This is a genomic window from Commensalibacter intestini A911, from assembly GCF_000231445.1.
Lineage (GTDB): Bacteria > Pseudomonadota > Alphaproteobacteria > Acetobacterales > Acetobacteraceae > Commensalibacter > Commensalibacter intestini.
Genome location: NZ_AGFR01000024.1, coordinates 1 through 701, shown reverse-complemented (window position 1 = coordinate 701; position 701 = coordinate 1). Strand labels below are relative to the sequence as shown.

Below are 701 nucleotides of genomic sequence, written 5' to 3'. Positions count from 1 at the left end.
GATAATTTGTGATTTTGGATTTCCCTAGATATAATAGATATATTATATCCCTCTATAGTCTCCCTTTTAAACTGTGGAAAACTGTATTTTTAATAAGCTTTTTGAGGTGCATTTTCAGGAGTTAATTTATTTATATCTGCACGAGGATTGTACTTACTATATTTCATCATAGCGTAAAAAGCAGGAGTTGAATTATCTTTACAAAACTGTATTTTTCTATTTTCTTTTTTCATACAAATGTTGACTACTTCAACAGCTTTTGGAAAATGATTTATATAATAATAACTTGAATGAATAGGAGCATCATCAGCTTTCTTCTTTCATCATACAAGCTGACAAAACAATTGATATAATGACTGATGAAATAATTTTTTTATACATCTATTTTAACCTATAATATTAACATTTATACCAATCTATAGTATTATATATTTATATAGGCAAGCACACATATAGCATGCTATATGACTTGTAAGGGGAAATCCCCTTAACCCCAAAGAAAGAGATTGGTTGTATGAGTATTAAACGAACCAAAAAAATAGAAATCCGAGTAAGTGAAGAAGAATACAAACAATTACTTCAGAGTAGAACTAAGCCACGACTTGCTCAATGGGTAAGAGAAACTTGCTTAGGAAATGAACTGAGTAAAAGGTTAAGTCTGTATCAAAGACTGACCCAGCTTTACTAATGGCTCTTGCTAG

Annotated in this window: 1 protein-coding gene; it reads right to left on the bottom strand. The window is 30.1% G+C overall.

Going from position 1 to position 701, the window contains the following annotated elements:
• Positions 1–89: 89 nt before the first annotated feature.
• Positions 90–233 (bottom strand): hypothetical protein, encoded by a 144-nt coding sequence (locus CIN_RS11980; protein ID WP_008855196.1) that lies wholly within the window; start codon positions 231–233, stop codon positions 90–92.
• Positions 234–701 lie beyond the last annotated feature (468 nt).